The organism is Achromobacter sp. ESBL13 (assembly GCF_036668755.1).
Classification (GTDB): Bacteria; Pseudomonadota; Gammaproteobacteria; order Burkholderiales; family Burkholderiaceae_B; genus Achromobacter.
Genome location: NZ_JAZEVT010000007.1, coordinates 94,044 through 109,049 on the forward strand (window position 1 = coordinate 94,044; position 15,006 = coordinate 109,049).

Annotated in this window: 12 protein-coding genes and 1 tRNA gene; 3 read left to right on the forward strand and 10 right to left on the reverse strand. The window is 66.5% G+C overall.

The genetic code is table 11. The features are described 5' to 3' along the window. Positions 1-90 precede the first annotated feature (90 nt). Positions 91-744 carry a cytochrome b gene (locus V6F88_RS23930; protein WP_332612694.1) on the forward strand — a complete coding sequence of 218 codons (654 nt, stop codon included), beginning with the start codon at positions 91-93 and terminating at the stop codon, positions 742-744. 73 nt (positions 745-817) lie between these two features. Then, positions 818-893 (forward strand) — tRNA-Gly (locus V6F88_RS23935). Positions 894-993: 100 nt separating this feature from the next. On the opposite strand, the gene V6F88_RS23940 is transcribed toward V6F88_RS23935, so the two are convergent. Genes V6F88_RS23940 through V6F88_RS23955 form a run of 4 tightly spaced genes read right to left on the reverse strand, consistent with a single transcriptional unit; the run spans position 994 to position 6,147 of the window. After that, on the reverse strand, positions 994-1,611 hold the full coding sequence (locus tag V6F88_RS23940) for a sarcosine oxidase subunit gamma (RefSeq protein WP_332612695.1): 618 nt from the start codon (positions 1,609-1,611) through the stop codon (positions 994-996). Next, complete coding sequence (locus tag V6F88_RS23945) at positions 1,601-4,612, reverse strand: sarcosine oxidase subunit alpha family protein (protein WP_332612696.1); 3,012 nt, start codon at positions 4,610-4,612, stop codon at positions 1,601-1,603. The genes V6F88_RS23940 and V6F88_RS23945 overlap by 11 nt, the downstream gene beginning before the upstream one ends. Further along, positions 4,609-4,887, reverse strand: a complete 279-nt coding sequence (locus V6F88_RS23950; protein WP_332612697.1) for a sarcosine oxidase subunit delta — start codon at positions 4,885-4,887, stop codon at positions 4,609-4,611. The genes V6F88_RS23945 and V6F88_RS23950 overlap by 4 nt, the downstream gene beginning before the upstream one ends. Before the next feature lie 15 nt (positions 4,888-4,902). Continuing rightward, positions 4,903-6,147 carry a sarcosine oxidase subunit beta family protein gene (locus tag V6F88_RS23955; protein ID WP_332612698.1) on the reverse strand — a complete coding sequence of 415 codons (1,245 nt, stop codon included), beginning with the start codon at positions 6,145-6,147 and terminating at the stop codon, positions 4,903-4,905. 231 nt (positions 6,148-6,378) lie between these two features. Here V6F88_RS23955 and fdhA point away from each other — a divergent pair, with 231 nt between their 5' ends. Further along, positions 6,379-7,575, forward strand: coding sequence for a formaldehyde dehydrogenase, glutathione-independent (gene fdhA, locus V6F88_RS23960; RefSeq protein ID WP_332612699.1), 1,197 nt, complete (start codon positions 6,379-6,381; stop codon positions 7,573-7,575). A gap of 7 nt (positions 7,576-7,582) precedes the next feature. Here the strand turns inward: fdhA and V6F88_RS23965 are convergent, their stop codons facing one another. From V6F88_RS23965 to V6F88_RS23990, 6 genes are all read right to left on the reverse strand, one after another. Next, positions 7,583-8,605, reverse strand: coding sequence for a GlxA family transcriptional regulator (locus V6F88_RS23965; RefSeq protein WP_332612700.1), 1,023 nt, complete (start codon positions 8,603-8,605; stop codon positions 7,583-7,585). A 17-nt stretch (positions 8,606-8,622) separates the two neighbouring features. Then, positions 8,623-9,798, reverse strand: coding sequence for a hybrid-cluster NAD(P)-dependent oxidoreductase (locus V6F88_RS23970; RefSeq protein ID WP_332612701.1), 1,176 nt, complete (start codon positions 9,796-9,798; stop codon positions 8,623-8,625). A gap of 9 nt (positions 9,799-9,807) precedes the next feature. Beyond that, the gene (locus tag V6F88_RS23975; protein ID WP_442880392.1) at positions 9,808-11,025 is read right to left on the reverse strand and encodes an aromatic ring-hydroxylating oxygenase subunit alpha; all 1,218 of its coding nucleotides are present in this window, start codon (positions 11,023-11,025) and stop codon (positions 9,808-9,810) included. A gap of 68 nt (positions 11,026-11,093) precedes the next feature. Next, complete coding sequence (locus V6F88_RS23980; RefSeq protein WP_332612703.1) at positions 11,094-11,861, reverse strand: electron transfer flavoprotein subunit beta/FixA family protein; 768 nt, start codon at positions 11,859-11,861, stop codon at positions 11,094-11,096. Next, the gene (locus V6F88_RS23985) at positions 11,854-13,110 is read right to left on the reverse strand and encodes an electron transfer flavoprotein subunit alpha/FixB family protein (protein WP_332612704.1); all 1,257 of its coding nucleotides are present in this window, start codon (positions 13,108-13,110) and stop codon (positions 11,854-11,856) included. The genes V6F88_RS23980 and V6F88_RS23985 overlap by 8 nt, the downstream gene beginning before the upstream one ends. Then, the gene (locus V6F88_RS23990; RefSeq protein ID WP_332612705.1) at positions 13,107-15,005 is read right to left on the reverse strand and encodes a (Fe-S)-binding protein; all 1,899 of its coding nucleotides are present in this window, start codon (positions 15,003-15,005) and stop codon (positions 13,107-13,109) included. Before V6F88_RS23990 ends, V6F88_RS23985 begins: the two co-directional genes overlap by 4 nt. Between the last annotated feature and the right edge of the window lies 1 nt (position 15,006).

A 15,006-nucleotide genomic window follows, 5' to 3' on the forward strand; every position in this document is an offset into this window, starting at 1 on the left:
TGGCGTGGCAGGGGTGGCGGCGCTTCAATCTCGCCTCTTGGCCAAGCCCCGCCGCACGCGGAGCCGGCTGGCACCGCTAGAAGGAAGACCATGCATTCCCCCCCCGCCGCCCTGGCCACACAGGCCTACACCACCTCGCAAATCGCCTTGCATTGGCTAAGCGTCAGCCTGATGGGCATCCTGATTCTTGCCGGCGAATTGCGCCACGTGCTGACCGCGCAGACGGGCGTGTCGATGCGCTCGGTCATGATCGTGCACATCGGCTGTGGCATGGCGCTGCTTGTGGTCACGATGGTGCGCACGGTCGTGCGCATCACGCGCCGCCGCGCCGCCGGCGCTGATTTCTGCATGCAGGATGCCTGCGCCCACGCGGTGCACCTGTCCATCTATGCGTTCATTTTTGCGTCGTGCATGGTGGGTTGGGTCGTCGTCAACGCCAAGGGCCTGGCCGTACCGTTACCCTTCACCAATCTGGAGTTTCCGCGTTTGGTCGCCGCCGACCCCGCGCTGGTGGTCACCACGGTATGGATGCACGACATGCTGACGTGGGGGCTGTACGGCTTGTTGGCGCTGCACATTGTGGCGGCGCTTGCCCACCACTTCATCGTGCGCGACGACACCTTGGCGCGCATGGCCTGGCGCCGCCGGCAACGCAGTCACGCGGTGGTGGTACCCGTCAGGGCCGCGCGGAATCGCGCGGCGGCATCCCGATCCACGGCCGGCGTGCATTTTTCAAAAAATTAGGTATACTTCCGCCTCGCTTGCCAAAAAACGACATCAAGACGCCGACGGCAATGCGTGGCGATAGCAGTAAATTGCGGGAGTAGCTCAGTTGGTAGAGCGCAACCTTGCCAAGGTTGAGGTCGCGAGTTCGAGACTCGTCTCCCGCTCCACATTCGGATTTCGCAGCATTGGGTTTTCATCCTGCTGCAAATCAAAAAATGGGCCCCTCGGGCCCTGGTAATTGAAAAAAGGGCCCGCTGGGCCCTTTTTTCATGCGCGCTCGATACGCTGGTTCGGCGACATGAATTCGCGCGCCGCGTCCAGCAGCATGCGGCCGGCATAGTCCGCGAAGCTGCGGCGCACCACCACTTCCACGCCGCGCGCCTCCAGCGCGCGCAACATCACGCCCGCTTTGAAGTAGTGGCTTTGCGCGCATTGCCCCGGGGCGAAGACGCGCGGATGCAAATCCAGGGGGCACCCTTTTTCCAGCACGTCGCGCGCGGGGTCGCCCAGCAGTTGCAGCACCGTATAGCCGCTGCTGACATCCACCACCGTTGCCGATTGCCCCGCCAATGCCGGACGCAGCGCGCCTTCCAGCGCCGGCCGGGTCGGCGCCAGTGACTGCACCCACCATTCATCAGGCCCCATCCAGGCCACCAGATGCACATGGCCGTGGGCCACGGTGTTCGGCGCCAGCGGCGGCGCGGTTCCCAAGGCGCGTTCAAGCGCGCCGGCAAACCCGGACGAGCATGCGTTGCCGCGCAGCACCGCCAGATCCAGAAAGGGTCTTTCGATGATGCGCAAGCGCTTCGTGTCGCCCGATTGCGCGGGCGCCTGCACGGGCTTGAGGCCCTTCAAGGGCGACTCCTGATAGGTTTCAGTCCACATGCTGGCGCCCTCCCTCGGGATCGTAGAAAACCGTGCTGTGTATCGTGGCCGGCATGAAGCCCCCCGTGGGCAACGCCACTTCCACCAGTTGACCCATGCGTTGCTGCCCGTCCTCTACCCATCCCAGCGCAATCGACCGGTTCAGCGTGGGGCTCATGTAGCTGGACGTGACGTGGCCGATCATGGGCACGATCGGCGCGCGGCTTGCGCGTTGCATGATCTGGCTGCCTTCCGGCAGCACAACCGCCGGATCGCGCGCCAGGAGGCCGACGAACTGCTTGCGCCTGGCCGCGGCCGTATACGCGCGCGACAGCGAACGCTTGCCCAGGCAGTCCTTCGACTTGGCCACCATGCCGCCCATGCCCAGGTCCTGCGGCGTCATGGAGCCATCTGTGTCCTGGCCCACGATGATGTAGCCCTTTTCGGCGCGCAACACGTGCATGGTTTCGGTGCCGTAGGGCGTGATGCCATGCTCGTGGCCGGCTTCCATCAACGCATTCCAGACGCGTTGCCCCAGGTTTGCGGGCACGTTCACTTCGTACGACAGTTCACCCGAAAAACTGATGCGCATGATGCGCGCGGGGCTGGACCAGCCGGCGCCGCCAACCGAGCCCTCACGAAAGCTCATGAAGGGGAAGGCCCCGTTGGAAAAGTCGATGTCGGGGCAGACGCCTTGCAAGACCTTGCGCGCCCGCGGCCCGGCCACGGCGAAGGTGGCGAAATGGTCAGTGACGGTGGTCAGATGCACGTCCAGATGCGGCCATTCCGTTTGCAGCCACCGTTCCATCCAGGTCAGCACGCGCGCGGCGCCGCCCGTCGTGGTGCTCATCAGAAAATGCTGTTCACCCAGGCGCATGGTGACGCCGTCATCGAACACCATGCCGTTTTCGTCCAGCATCAGGCCATAACGGCCCTTGCCCACTTCAAGCTTGCTCCACAGGTTGGTGTAGACCCAGTTCAACAACGTGGCGGCATCCGGGCCCTGGATGTCGATCTTGCCCAATGTGGACGCATCCAGCATGCCAACGCCGTTGCGCACGGCCAGGCATTCACGCGCGACCGCCGCCTGCATGCTTTCGCCGGGCAGCGGGAAGTACCACGGGCGCTTCCAGTTACCGACGTCTTCAAACACCGCACCCCGCGACACGTGCCATTCGTGCACGCTGGTCTTGCGGATGGGGTCGAAGAAGTCGCCCAGTTCGCGCCCGGCCAGCGCGCCGAACGCCACGGGCGTGTAGTTCGGCCGATAGGTGGTGGTGCCGGTTTGCGCAATGGTCTTGCCCAGCGCGTCGGCCAGGACGGCCGCGCCGTTGATGTTGCCCAGCTTGCCCTGGTCGGTGCCGAAGCCCATGGCGGTATAGCGCTTCACGTGCTCGACCGAGTGATAGCCTTCGCGCACGGCCAGATGGATGTCCGCCACCGTGACGTCGTTCTGGTAATCCACGAATTGCTTGGCGCCCCGGCTTGGACGAACACGCCTTGCTACCTGCCACAGCGGCATCAAGGGATCTTGCGCGATGTCGGCGGTGCGCCAGGCAAGCGCGCCGGCGGGGTTCAGGCCCGCCAGCATCGCCGCCCTGGCTCCCGCCGACGCACCGCCTTCCAGCGCCAGCGCCAGCGAAAACTCTCCATTGGCCGCGCCTGCGCTGGCCTGAGCCTGTTGTGACCGCAGCGGCACAAAGCAGGCGTGGGCGTCGTCCCAGCGCGTCTGCCCGCCCGACTGCGCATGCAGGTGCAACGCCGTGCTCCAGCCGCCGGACACGGCGACCAGATCGCAAGCCAGCCTGGCATTGGCCGGCCCGGCCTTGGCCCCCACGTAAGAAGCCAGGACGACGCCCTTCACGTGGCGCCCGCCCCGCGCCTGCAACACGACCGACTCATTGCGTACCTCGATGCCGGCGCTGCGCACGGCGTCGGGCAAGGCGCCTCGCCCGGGCGGCCGGGGGTCGACCACGGTCACGTTGGCGCCCTGCTCGCGCAGGTCCAGCGCCGTGCGATAGGCGCCGTCGTTGTTCGTGTAGAGCACCACGCGCCGCCCCGGCAGCACGGCGTAGCGCCGCACGTAGGTGGACACCGCCGACGCCAGCATGACGCCGGGCAGGTCGTTATTGCCAAACAGCAGCGGCCGTTCGTGCGCGCCGGTGGCCAGCACGACCTGCTTGGCGCGAACCTTCCATAGCCGTTGACGCACCCCGCGACGCCCCGTGACGGGGAGATGGTCGCTGACCTGCTCACACACCGTCACCAGATTCTGGTCGTGATAGCCGAACGCCGTGCTGCGCGACAGGATGCGCACATCGCTCATGCCTTGCAACGCCGCATGCGTCTGGCGGATCCAGTCGCTGTTGGCCGCGCCGTTGATCAGCGCGGGGCTGGAAAGCAGGCCGCCGCCAAGTTCGGACTGGTTGTCGACAAGGATCACGCGCGCGCCCGCCATGCCCGCCGCCATCGCCGCGGCCAGGCCGGCAGGCCCACCGCCCACCACCAGGACATCGCAATGGGCGTAGCGCTTGTCGTAGTGGTCGGGGTCGGGTTGCACAGGGGCACGCCCCAGCCCGCCCGCCTTGCGAATAAAGCGTTCGTAACGCGGCCACCAGCGCCTGGGCCACATGAAGGTCTTGTAGTAGAAGCCCGCCGGAATGAAGCGCGCCACCCGTTGCAGGATGGCCATGCGGTCGCGCTCCAGATCAGGCACGGCGTTGACGCTGCCGGCACGCAAGCCTTCATACAGTTCAATCGTCGTGGCGGCCGGGTTGGGTACGGTATGCCCGCCGTCTTCCAGCTGCACCAGGGCATTGGGTTCTTCGACACCCGCCGTCATGACGCCGCGCGGGCGGTGGTACTTGAAGCTGCGCCCCACGAAATGCTCGCCGTTGGCCAGCAGCGCGGACGCCAGCGTGTCGCCCTGGCAGCCGTAAAAGGTGCGGCCATTGAAGGTGAATTCGATGGACGTCGCCGTGTCGACGCGTCCGCCGTGCGCCAGCCGGTTGGGTTGCGTCATTTGCGTTCTCCCGCTGCATGCTCGAACGTGTGAAAGCCGTGAAACTCATGGCTGACCGTATCGCGTTCCGCCAGGAACCAGCGCCGGCAACCGTGGGCGTGCTGCCATTGCTCGCGGGCGCGGCCGCGTTCGTTGCGGCGCATGAACGTGTAGTCGGCCCATTGGGCATCGGTCAGGGAATCGCAATCCAGCGGCCGGACGATGTCTGCCTCGCCGCCACACATGAATTCGGTTTCGGCGCGCGGGCCGCAGTAGGGACAAGTCAGCATCAGCATGGATAAGCTCCGCAATCAGTGCGCGACGGCGGCCGCGCCGTGTTCGTCGATCAGATGGCCGGTGTGGAAGCGGTCAAGCGAGAACGGCGCGTTCAGCCGGTGCGGCGCGTTATTGGCCACCGTGTAGGCAAAGACCCATCCCGACCCCGGCGTGGCCTTGAAGCCGCCCGTGCCCCAGCCGCAGTTGAAGTACAGCCCCTTGATGGGCGTGGTTGAAATGATGGGGCAGGCGTCGGGCGACACGTCGACGATGCCGCCCCACTGGCGGTTCATGCGCACGCGGCTGAACGCCGGAAACATCTCGACGATTGCCTGCAAGGTGCTTTCGATCAGGTGGAAGCTGCCGCGCTGCCCATAGCCCACGTATTGGTCGATGCCGGCGCCGATCACCAGATCGCCCTTGTCCGACTGGCTGATGTAGGCGTGCACGGCGTTGGACATCACGACGGTGTTCAGCACGGGCTTTAGCGGCTCGGACACCAGCGCTTGCAGCGGATGGCTTTCCAAGGGCAGGCGCAAGCCGGCCATGTCGGCGATCACGCTGGAATGGCCCGCCGCCACGACGGCCACTTTGCCGGCCTGGATAAAGCCGCGCGCCGTTTCCACGCCACGCACCTGGCCGTCTTCGCGACGTATCCCCGTCACCGCGCAGTTCTCAATGATGTCCACGCCCAGCCGGTCCGCCGCGCGCGCGTAGCCCCAGGCCACCGCGTCGTGCCGCGCCACCCCGCCGCGCCGCTGGAACGACGCGCCCAGCACGGGGTAACGGCAGTCCAGGTTGATGGCCGGGACGATTTCCTTGATCTGCGCGGGCGTCAGCCATTCGCCGTCGATGCCGTTGTAGCGGTTGGCGGTGATACGCCGCTGGGTATCGCGCACGTCTTGCAGCGTGTGCGCCAGGTTCATCACCCCGCGCTGGCTGAACATGACGTTGTAATTGAGCTCCTGCGATAACCCTTCCCACAGCTGCATCGCCTTTTCGTACAGCTGGGACGATTCATCCCACAGGTAGTTGGAACGCACGATCGTGGTGTTGCGCGCGGTATTGCCGCCGCCCACCCAGCCCTTTTCAAGCACGGCGATATTCTTTACACCGTGCTCTTTGGCCAAGTAGTACGCCGTGGCCAGCCCATGGCCGCCGCCGCCAACCACCACGATGTCGTAGGCGGGCCGGGGGTCGGGGCTGCGCCAGGCGCGCGGCCAGCGTTCGTGGTTTGAAAAGCCATTGCGAATCAGGCTGAAGAGGGAATAGCGGCTCATCGTGGCTCCTAGACGGTGATCCATTCTTCTCTGAAGGCGGCGGCCATGACGTGCCGCCTCGGCCGTGAACTTGCCTGATTCCGACATGCCGGTTGCGCAAGTGCCGGCTGGCGCATATCCGCTGCTTCCTGTCGCGCGCGATGGCGTTGCCTGCATGGGGGCTTGCCAAAATCGGCCGGTGGCGGGCATCGGCCCGCATCGTTCCGGCGCGGCCGGCAGGGAGACAGAGTCATGGCAGCGAACAGAGGCGTGGTGTACGTGGGCGAAGGGCGCGTCGAGGTCCAGTCAATCGGCTTTCCAAAACTGGAGGACCCCAGGGGTCGCAAGCTTGAACACGGCGTCATCCTGAAAGTGGTGACCACCAACATCTGCGGTTCGGACCAACACATGGTGCGTGGGCGCACGACCGCGCAACAGGGGCTTGTGCTGGGGCACGAGATCACCGGAGAGGTCATTGAAGTGGGCCGCGACGTTGAAATGCTGGCGGTGGGCGACCTGGTATCCGTGCCGTTCAACGTCGCCTGCGGACGCTGCCGGACCTGCAAGGAACAGGACACCGGCGTCTGCCTTACCGTGAACCCGGCGCGCCCGGGTGGCGCCTATGGCTATGTCGACATGGGAGACTGGATCGGTGGCCAGGCCGAGTACGTCATGGTGCCGTATGCCGATTTCAATCTGCTGCGTTTTCCGGACCGCGATCAGGCCATGGCGAAGATCCGCGACCTGACCTGCCTGTCCGATATATTGCCCACCGGCTTTCACGGCGCGATCAGCGCGGGCGTGGGGCCGGGCAGCACCGTATACGTGGCAGGCGCCGGCCCGGTCGGCATGGCGGCGGCAGCGTCCGCGCGCCTGTTGGGCGCGGCGGTAGTCATCGTCGGCGACATAAACCGCCAGCGGCTGCAGCACGCGCGCAAGGTCGGTTTTGAAACGGCGGATCTGTCCCTGGACGCGCCCTTGGGCGTGCAGATCGCCACGTTGCTGGGCACGCCGGAAGTGGATTGCGCGATCGACGCGGTCGGCTTCGAGGCACGCGGACATGGGTCCAGCGGATCCCAGGTCGCCGCGCCTGCCGCCGTGTTGAACGCATTGATGGACGTGACCCGCGTGGCGGGGCGCATCGGCATACCAGGGCTGTACGTCACCGACGACCCCGGCGCCGGTCACCCCGCCGCGCGCCGCGGCAGCCTGTCAGTGCGCTTCGGCCTGGGCTGGGCCAAGGCACACAGCTTTCACACGGGGCAAACGCCGGTGCTGAAATACAACCGCGCACTGATGCAGGCAATCTTGTGGGACCGCATCAACATCGCGGAAGTCGTGGGCGTGCAGGTCATCACGCTGGACGCAGCGCCTGACGGCTATGCCGCCTTTGACGCGGGCGCGCCGAAGAAATTCGTGATCGACCCCCACGCGATGTTGTCCGCGTGAACGCCCGCTAATCCGGCACCTGCCTGCGCTCGCTGCTGGGCGAACGTCCGAAGCGGGCGCGGTATGCCTTGCTGAAATGGCAAGGCGACTGAAACCCGCAGGCAACCGTTACGCCCATGATCGTCATGTGTGTCTGAAGCAGCAGTTCACGGGCGCGCAGCAGGCGCAGCCACAGGTAATAGCGCATGGGCGACATGCCCAGGTAGTACTTGAACATGCGTTGCAGCTGACGTTGCGACAGCCCGATCTGAACCGCGATCTGCCTGAACGACAGCGGGTCTTCGATATGCGCTTCCATCAGTTGCGCGACGTTCAGCAATTCCTGGCGGTTGTATCCGACGCGTGCCACCATCGGAATGTGCTGCCGTTCCGAAGGCAAGCGGATCCGCTCCAGCATGAACTGCTCGGACACGCCATGCGCCAGCTCGGCCCCGAAGCGTTCGGCGGTAATGCCCAGCATCAGATCGATCGGCGCGGTGCCGCCGGAACTGGTCATGCGGTCGCGGTCGATGACGAAAAGTTCCTCGGTCAGTTCAACCGCCGGAAATTCCTCGTGCACGGCAAAGAGGTTTTCCCAGTGCATCGCGCAGCGATACCCCGCCATCAGGCCGGCCTTTACCAGCGCGTAGCTGCCCGTGCAGATACCGCCCAGCGCCACCCCCTCGCGGGCGACGTTGTGCAGCAGCTTGATGACGGGTTCGGTCACCTGGTCCTGCACCTGGAGACCGCCGCAGACGAATAGCGCATCCCAATCGTCCACCAGCCCGCGCGAGGGCAAGGGCCGGATCGGCAACCGGTTGCTGGCATGCACCGCCGCGCCATCCAGCGTCATGACCGACCAGCGGTAGAGCTCGCGGCGACTGACGTAGTTGGCCATGCGCAGCACTTCCACCGCGCCCGAAAACGCGATCATCGAAAAATTGGGCAATAGCAAAAAGCCGAAATGCACCTGGCCGGGCTCGACGGCGGGCGTCTCGGGCACCGGCCAGGGCTCGTCGGCAATGCGCGCGGACGCTGCGTGCATAGGCATGGGTATTGGCCCTCCCGTCATTTGTCGATGAGCAAATTGCTTAACGGCCGGCTGCAGCATAGCAACACCATGCCCTGATCGATTTCGCGCTGCCGGATGCCGCCCTGGTGCTGCATGTTGACGTTGCCTTCCAGCAGCCGCACCTTGCACGTGCCGCACAAGCCCTGCGTGCAGGAAGCCGCCATCCGCAAACCGGCCGCGCGCGCGGCGTCCAGCAACGGCTGGTTGGCTGCGCAGGCGATGGTGCGTTGGCTTTGCTGGAACCGGATGCTGTAGGTTGGGGCATCGCTGGCGGCATCGGTGCCGGCATCGGTGGTGGCATCGGTGCCGGCATCGGTGGCGCCTGCCCTGCCCGCGTTTGGCGACGATGCCTCACTGCGCGCCGACTCCGCGTCAGACAGCGTTTCAAACGAGAAACTCTCTTCGTGATGCCGCGCCATGTCGCAACCCGCCGTGCGCAGCATCTGGCTCACCGCCTGCATATACGGCGCGGGGCCGCAGACAAAGATCTCGCGCTGGCGGAAATCCGGTGCAATCAATTCCAGCAAGGGCAGGCTCAAGCGCCCGGTCAAGCCGTGCCATCCGGTGTGCTCGCCCAGCGCTTCGCAGACAAAGTGCGCCCGAAAGTGGCGCTGGCTGGCAGCGAACAGCGCAATTTCCCGGCCAAAAATGATGTCGTCGGGCGTGCGGGCGCTGTGCACGAATACGGTGTCGCGGTCATCGCAGAGGTCGCGATGGGTGCGCGCCATGGACATCAACGGCGTAATGCCCGACCCCGCCGACAGGAACAGATAGCGCTCGGCCGGATGCAAGGCGGACGAAAACACGCCCGCCGGACCCAGCACACGCAAGCGGTCGCCGACCTCCAGGCAGTCATGCAGCCAGTTCGACGCCTTGCCGCCCGGCACGCGCTTGACGGTGATGGACAGGGTATGCGGCCGCGTCGGCGGCGACGAAATCGTATAGCAGCGGTTCAGGCGTTCGCCGTCGATATCCAGCTCAAGCGTCAGAAACTGCCCGGGCGAGAACTGGAACGCATGGCCCGCGCGCGAACGGAAATAGAAGCTCTTGACGTCGGCGGTCTCTTGCCGCACCTGGCAGCACAGCAAGGTTTCTTCGATGTCGCAGTCCCACGGGGAAGGCAGGCGCTGCCAGAACTCGGGCTGATGAATGCGTAAAAGCGCGTGCGGCATGTCGGTCTCTTAATCCAGATAATGGGCCGCCAGGCGGCCGACATACCAGTTGCAGAACTTGTCGACCAGGCTTTCGGTAAACGGCGAATACGGCCCGGGCTGGTACGCCGGACTGCGCACACCCTGCTGCGAAATCTCGACCAGCGCACGGTCCTGTGCGTTGGTCGCCCGCCACACGGCCGTCAAGTTCTGGACGTCGTAATCCACGTTTTCCACCGCGTCCTTGTGCACCAGCCAGCGCGTGCGCACCAGGGTCTTTTCGGGCCCCAGCGGCAGCGCCGAGAACGCGACGATGTGGTCGCTCATGAAGTGGAACCAGGCGTTGGGCTGCGTCCACAGCGACAAGCCGCCAAGGTTGCGGCGTGTCAAGGTTCCCAACAGCTTTTTCGACGCCGCGTTGCCGTCCAGCGTCTGGGATTCGCCGGCCAGGTCCAGGGGCAGGCGCCGCACGCGATAGCCCGTCACACAGCTATCCAGCGCTTCGCGTTCAGCGCTGGGCAGGCCCGCGGCTTCCCATTCGCGACAACGCGTGGCGGACATCTGCTCGAACTGATCCATTTGCGCGGCATTGGAGGGTGACGGCTGATAGCCGTAGCCAAACTCGAACAGCGAGACGGTCAGCTCGGGATGGTTGACGGCGCAGTGATAGCACTCGCGGTTGTTCTCCATCGTGAGCTTCCAGTTGCAGTCCTCGACGATGTCAATCTGCGCGGCGACCTTGCATTCGCGCAGTTGATGCGGCCGCAGATAAGGCTCCACCTGCGCGCGCACCATCGCGAAGTCATCGGGCGCGTCGGGGCTAAGGCAGACAAAAATCAGACCGCTCAAGGTTTCCACCGGGACGGGCTTCAGGCTATAGAGGCTTTTGTCGAAGCCTTCGCCCATGTGTTCGGCGTAGGCCAGCTTGCCGTTCAAGGTGTAGGTCCACTGGTGGTAGGAACAGACCAGGTTGCCGACCGAGCCTTGCGGCGTCACGCACAGGCGCGCGCCGCGATGGCGGCAAACGTTGTGATAGCCGCGCACCCGCCCGTCGTCGTCGCGTACCAGCACCACGGACTGGCGGCCGATGTCCACGGTGATGTAATCGCCGGGCTCGGGGATGTCGGGTTCGACCGCCACGAACAGCCAGTGCCGGCCGAAGATGGCTTCCATGTCCATCTCGTACACGGCCGGACTCAGATAGAAGTCGGCGTCCAGGCTATAGCCCGGCCGGCGTGCGGCAATCATCTTGCGTAGCGAAGCATCGATAGGGGGTCGCACCGCGCAAACCTGCTGGATGATGGTCATGTTCCACCTCAGTAGTCGATCAGGCTGTGGGTGCGCAGGTAGTCGATGACCGCCTGCGCCTTTTCGTCGGGAGTTCCTTCGGTGATGACTGTGCCGCCACGGCTTTCCATCGTGATGGCGGCAAGCAGGCGCGCGCGCCCCGACCGCGATTCACGCGCCGCCAGTTTGCGCGGGCTGCCCGTGGCGGCCTCGATGCGCGCGGCGGCCAGCGGCGCGGCGGAAACCGTGGACGCGTGCGTGGTCACCTGCCCGGCGCGCTCTTGCGCATACACGTGCCGCACGTCGAACGTGGCCAACGGGTGCACGAGCACGACAGCGGGCAAGGTTGCAGCCACTTCCCGCCGTCGGCCTTTGGGCAGGCATTGCTGCGTGACCACGCTGCCGGCCTCGATGCGGGCCGACAGGACAGCGGGCAGCAAGGGCAGATGCAGTTTCTGTGCCACCAGATAAGGCAACAGGCCGCTGCCGTCGCCGCTTTCCGCGCGCGTGCCGCACAGCACCAGGTCGTGACCACGCACGTATTCGGCCAAACCCTCCGCAACGTCACGGCCCGGCGGCACGTCGATCGCATGGACCGTCGTCGCGCCCAGCGCCAGGTAGTCGCGCAGCGTCAGATCGGCCGGGTTGCCGGCATGGACAACGTCCACGTCCGCGCCATCACTGGCGATTGTTCGCGCCATGGCCAGGGCCAGCGCGTCATTGCGGCTGAAGCGGGCCGCCCCGCTGATCGGGTGCGCACCTATCGATACCAGCACGGCAATACGAAGTTCATCCATCGGGGGCCTCGTGTTGTCGGTGCGCGCCTCGCGCCTGTTTGACGCGGGCCAGCAACGCCTGAGCCACGCGTTGCGTATCGTCGATGATGCTGAGGTCGGCGCGCCGGACCAGCGGCGCAGCCGCGTCCAGGTTGATCGCGATCACATGGCGGCAGTCCTTGATGCCTTGCAGATGCTGCACCGCGCCCGATATGCCGAACGCCAGGTAAGCGCTGGCGCTGACGGTTTTTCCCGTTGCGCCGATCTGCTGGCCTCGCGCAAAGCGCCCGTCATCCACGGCCACGCGGCTGGCGCCGATGGCCGCGCCCAGTTCATCGGCCAGCGCGTGAAAGCCCTCCAGGTCGCGCATGCCGTTGCCGGCCGACACGATCAGGTCGGCTTCTTCCAGGTCCACTTCCATGGCGGGCAGCGTGCGCGTGCCATGGTCGCGGTAGGCCGACCTCATCGGTAGCGGCATGACGCGGGCGGCTTTTCCGTGGCCCACGAAGGGCAGCCGGTCATCCACGGCGTCCGGGGCCAGCAACACGATGCGGGGCAAGGCGCGCCGCGCGCGTTTCGGGCCGGTGTGTTGCGCGTTCGGCGGGTTGGGCGAGTTCGGTGCGTGTTGCGCGGTTCGCGGAATCGCGGGGTTGGACGACGGCGACACGCTGCCGTCAGCCGAGGCGACCAACGTGGACGCGGCGCGGCCGAAGGCGCCACGCCCCACGGCCACCTGTCGATACGGGCTGGCCACCCCGTCGCGGCTCAGTTCCACGACCTGCGTGCCGACGGTGTCGCGCGTGGCGGCGGCCAGGCGTCGGCCCAGGTCACCGTCCGGCAGGCCGTTGTCGGGCAGGAACACATGCAGCGGGCGGTCGCGGTCCATCAGCGCCAGCACCACCGCCAGCTCGGCATCAGGCGCATAGGCCGGCGGCGCGGCGATGACGGTCACGCTGTCCGCGCCCAAGGCGGCGGCGTCACCCTGGAATTCCCCGAAGACCAGCAGATGCACCCAGGTGTCGTGCGCCGCCAGCAAGGCGGCCGCCGCCACGGCCTGGCAAGCATGAGGGTCCAGCTGCCCGCGATCGCTATGCGCCACTGCCAGCACGCAGCGCAACGCTTCGGTGGCGCGCACCGGCTTGTGCGCCGGACGCGCTTGCCGTTCTTGGGCATCGCCCGAGGGGCCGGCGCCAAGAACAAGCCGGCGAATACCCGAAGGCGCCACGGTGTACGGTCTGCGCGGGTCGATTCTACGGATCGGGTTCATCATGCCTCCAAGGCGTCGGCGACAAGTTCGGCGATGTCTCGCACGTCGGGGCGGGGGCCCACCACGCCCTCCAGCATGGCCGTGCAATTGGGACAGGCCACGGCCACCAGGCTCGCGCCGGTATCGCGCGCGTCCTGGATGCGGATGTCGGGAATGCGGCGCTCGCCGGGAATATCCGTCAATGCCGCACCCCCGCCCGCGCCGCAGCAGCGCGCGTTCAAGCCATGGCGTTCCATTTCGTTGATACGCAGGCCCAGTCGGCGCAACAACTTGCGCGGCGCTTCCGTTTCACCGTTGTAGCGACCCAGATAGCAGGGGTCGTGATACGTCAGGATGCGTGAATCGTCGCCCGGCTTGAACCGCAAGCGCCCGGCGTCCGCCAGTTCGGCAAGCAGGCTGGTGTGATGCTGCACCTGGTACAGCCCGCCCAGCGCGGGATATTCGTTGCGCAGGCTGTGCAGGATATGCGGGTCGGCCGTGACGATGCGCGTAAAGCTCAGGCCCGACAGCGTCTGGATCAGCCGGGTGGCCAGCACCTGGAAGGTGGCTTCATCGCCCAGCCGACGGGCAAGGTCTCCGGTGTCGGTTTCGCGGTCGCCCAGCACCGCGAAATCCACGCCGCCCGCATGCATCGCCTTGACCAGCGCGCGCAGGCTGCGTTGGTATCGCAGTCCGAAAGCGCCCTCGCCGACGATCAGCAGTACGTCCACGGCCTGGTCCGGCTGTATCCACGGCACGTTAAGGTCCACCGCCCAGTGGTGGCGCGCGGCCAGGTCATAGCCGCCGGCCGTGCCGGTTTCGCGCAGGTTGGCCAGGACAGTGGGCGCCGTCCCGGGCGCGGCGCCGTGCTGCAATGTCTGCTGGCGGCGCATGTCGATCACGGCGTCCACGTGTTCGATCAGCATGGGGCATTCATGCACGCAGGCCCTGCAAGTGGTGCAGGCCCACAGCGTCTCGGCGGCCACCAGGCCGGGCACAAGCGGCTTGTTCGCCGCGCCTGCGCGTGCCCCGACAGGTACGCCCGGCATGGGGCTGCCGGTATAGGCGGCGTCCGACCCGCCCGCCATGCCGACCACCATGTCCTGTATCAGCTTCTTGGGGTTCAGCGGTTGCCCGGCGGCAAACGCCGGGCACGCGGCTTCGCACTTGCCGCATTGCACGCAGGCATCGAAACCCAGCAGTTGGTTCCACGCGAAGGCGGCCGGCTTGCCCACACCCAGGGACTCTGCCGCCGGGTCGCCGCCCAGCGCCAAGGGGCGCAGCGCCGCTTTCTGGCCCGGCAAGGCGCGGCCGAAGCGTTCGGGCCGAGGGTGAAAGGCCAAGTGCAGCAGGCCGGCCAGCGCATGTTTCATGGGGCCGCCCCGCGCCATGCCAACCGTCAGTTCCCATGCCCCCACCGCCAGCAGCGCCACCGTGCCCACGCCCGCCGCGCCGGCCAGCCAGGGTGCGGAAACGCCGCCCAGCAGCAACAGGCCCAGCGCCAACGCGCCCAACATCCACGGCAAACGGTCCCACAGGCCGCGCGACAGGCGCTCGGGCGGTTTGCGACGGCGGTGCCAGACGAACATCAGGCCGCCCAGCATCACCAGGGCGGCCACGGCGATGGCCATGTCCAACATCGGCGAGTACAGCGCCAGGCCGTAGTTGATGGCCACCAGCACCATGGCCGCGACCGCGCCGCCCGCCGTGGCCACATGGGTACGGGCGATGTAGGGGTCACGCGCCACCACGCGGTGCAGGTCCACGAAATAGCGCTTGGGCACCGCCAGCAAATCCAGCCAGCGCACCGGCGCCGCCCGGCCGACGCGCCACAAGGCAGCCCGCCGCCACCCGCCGACGCAGACCCCAAGCAGCGACACCCAGAACAGCGCGGTAACCACGACAGCAAACTGTTCCATG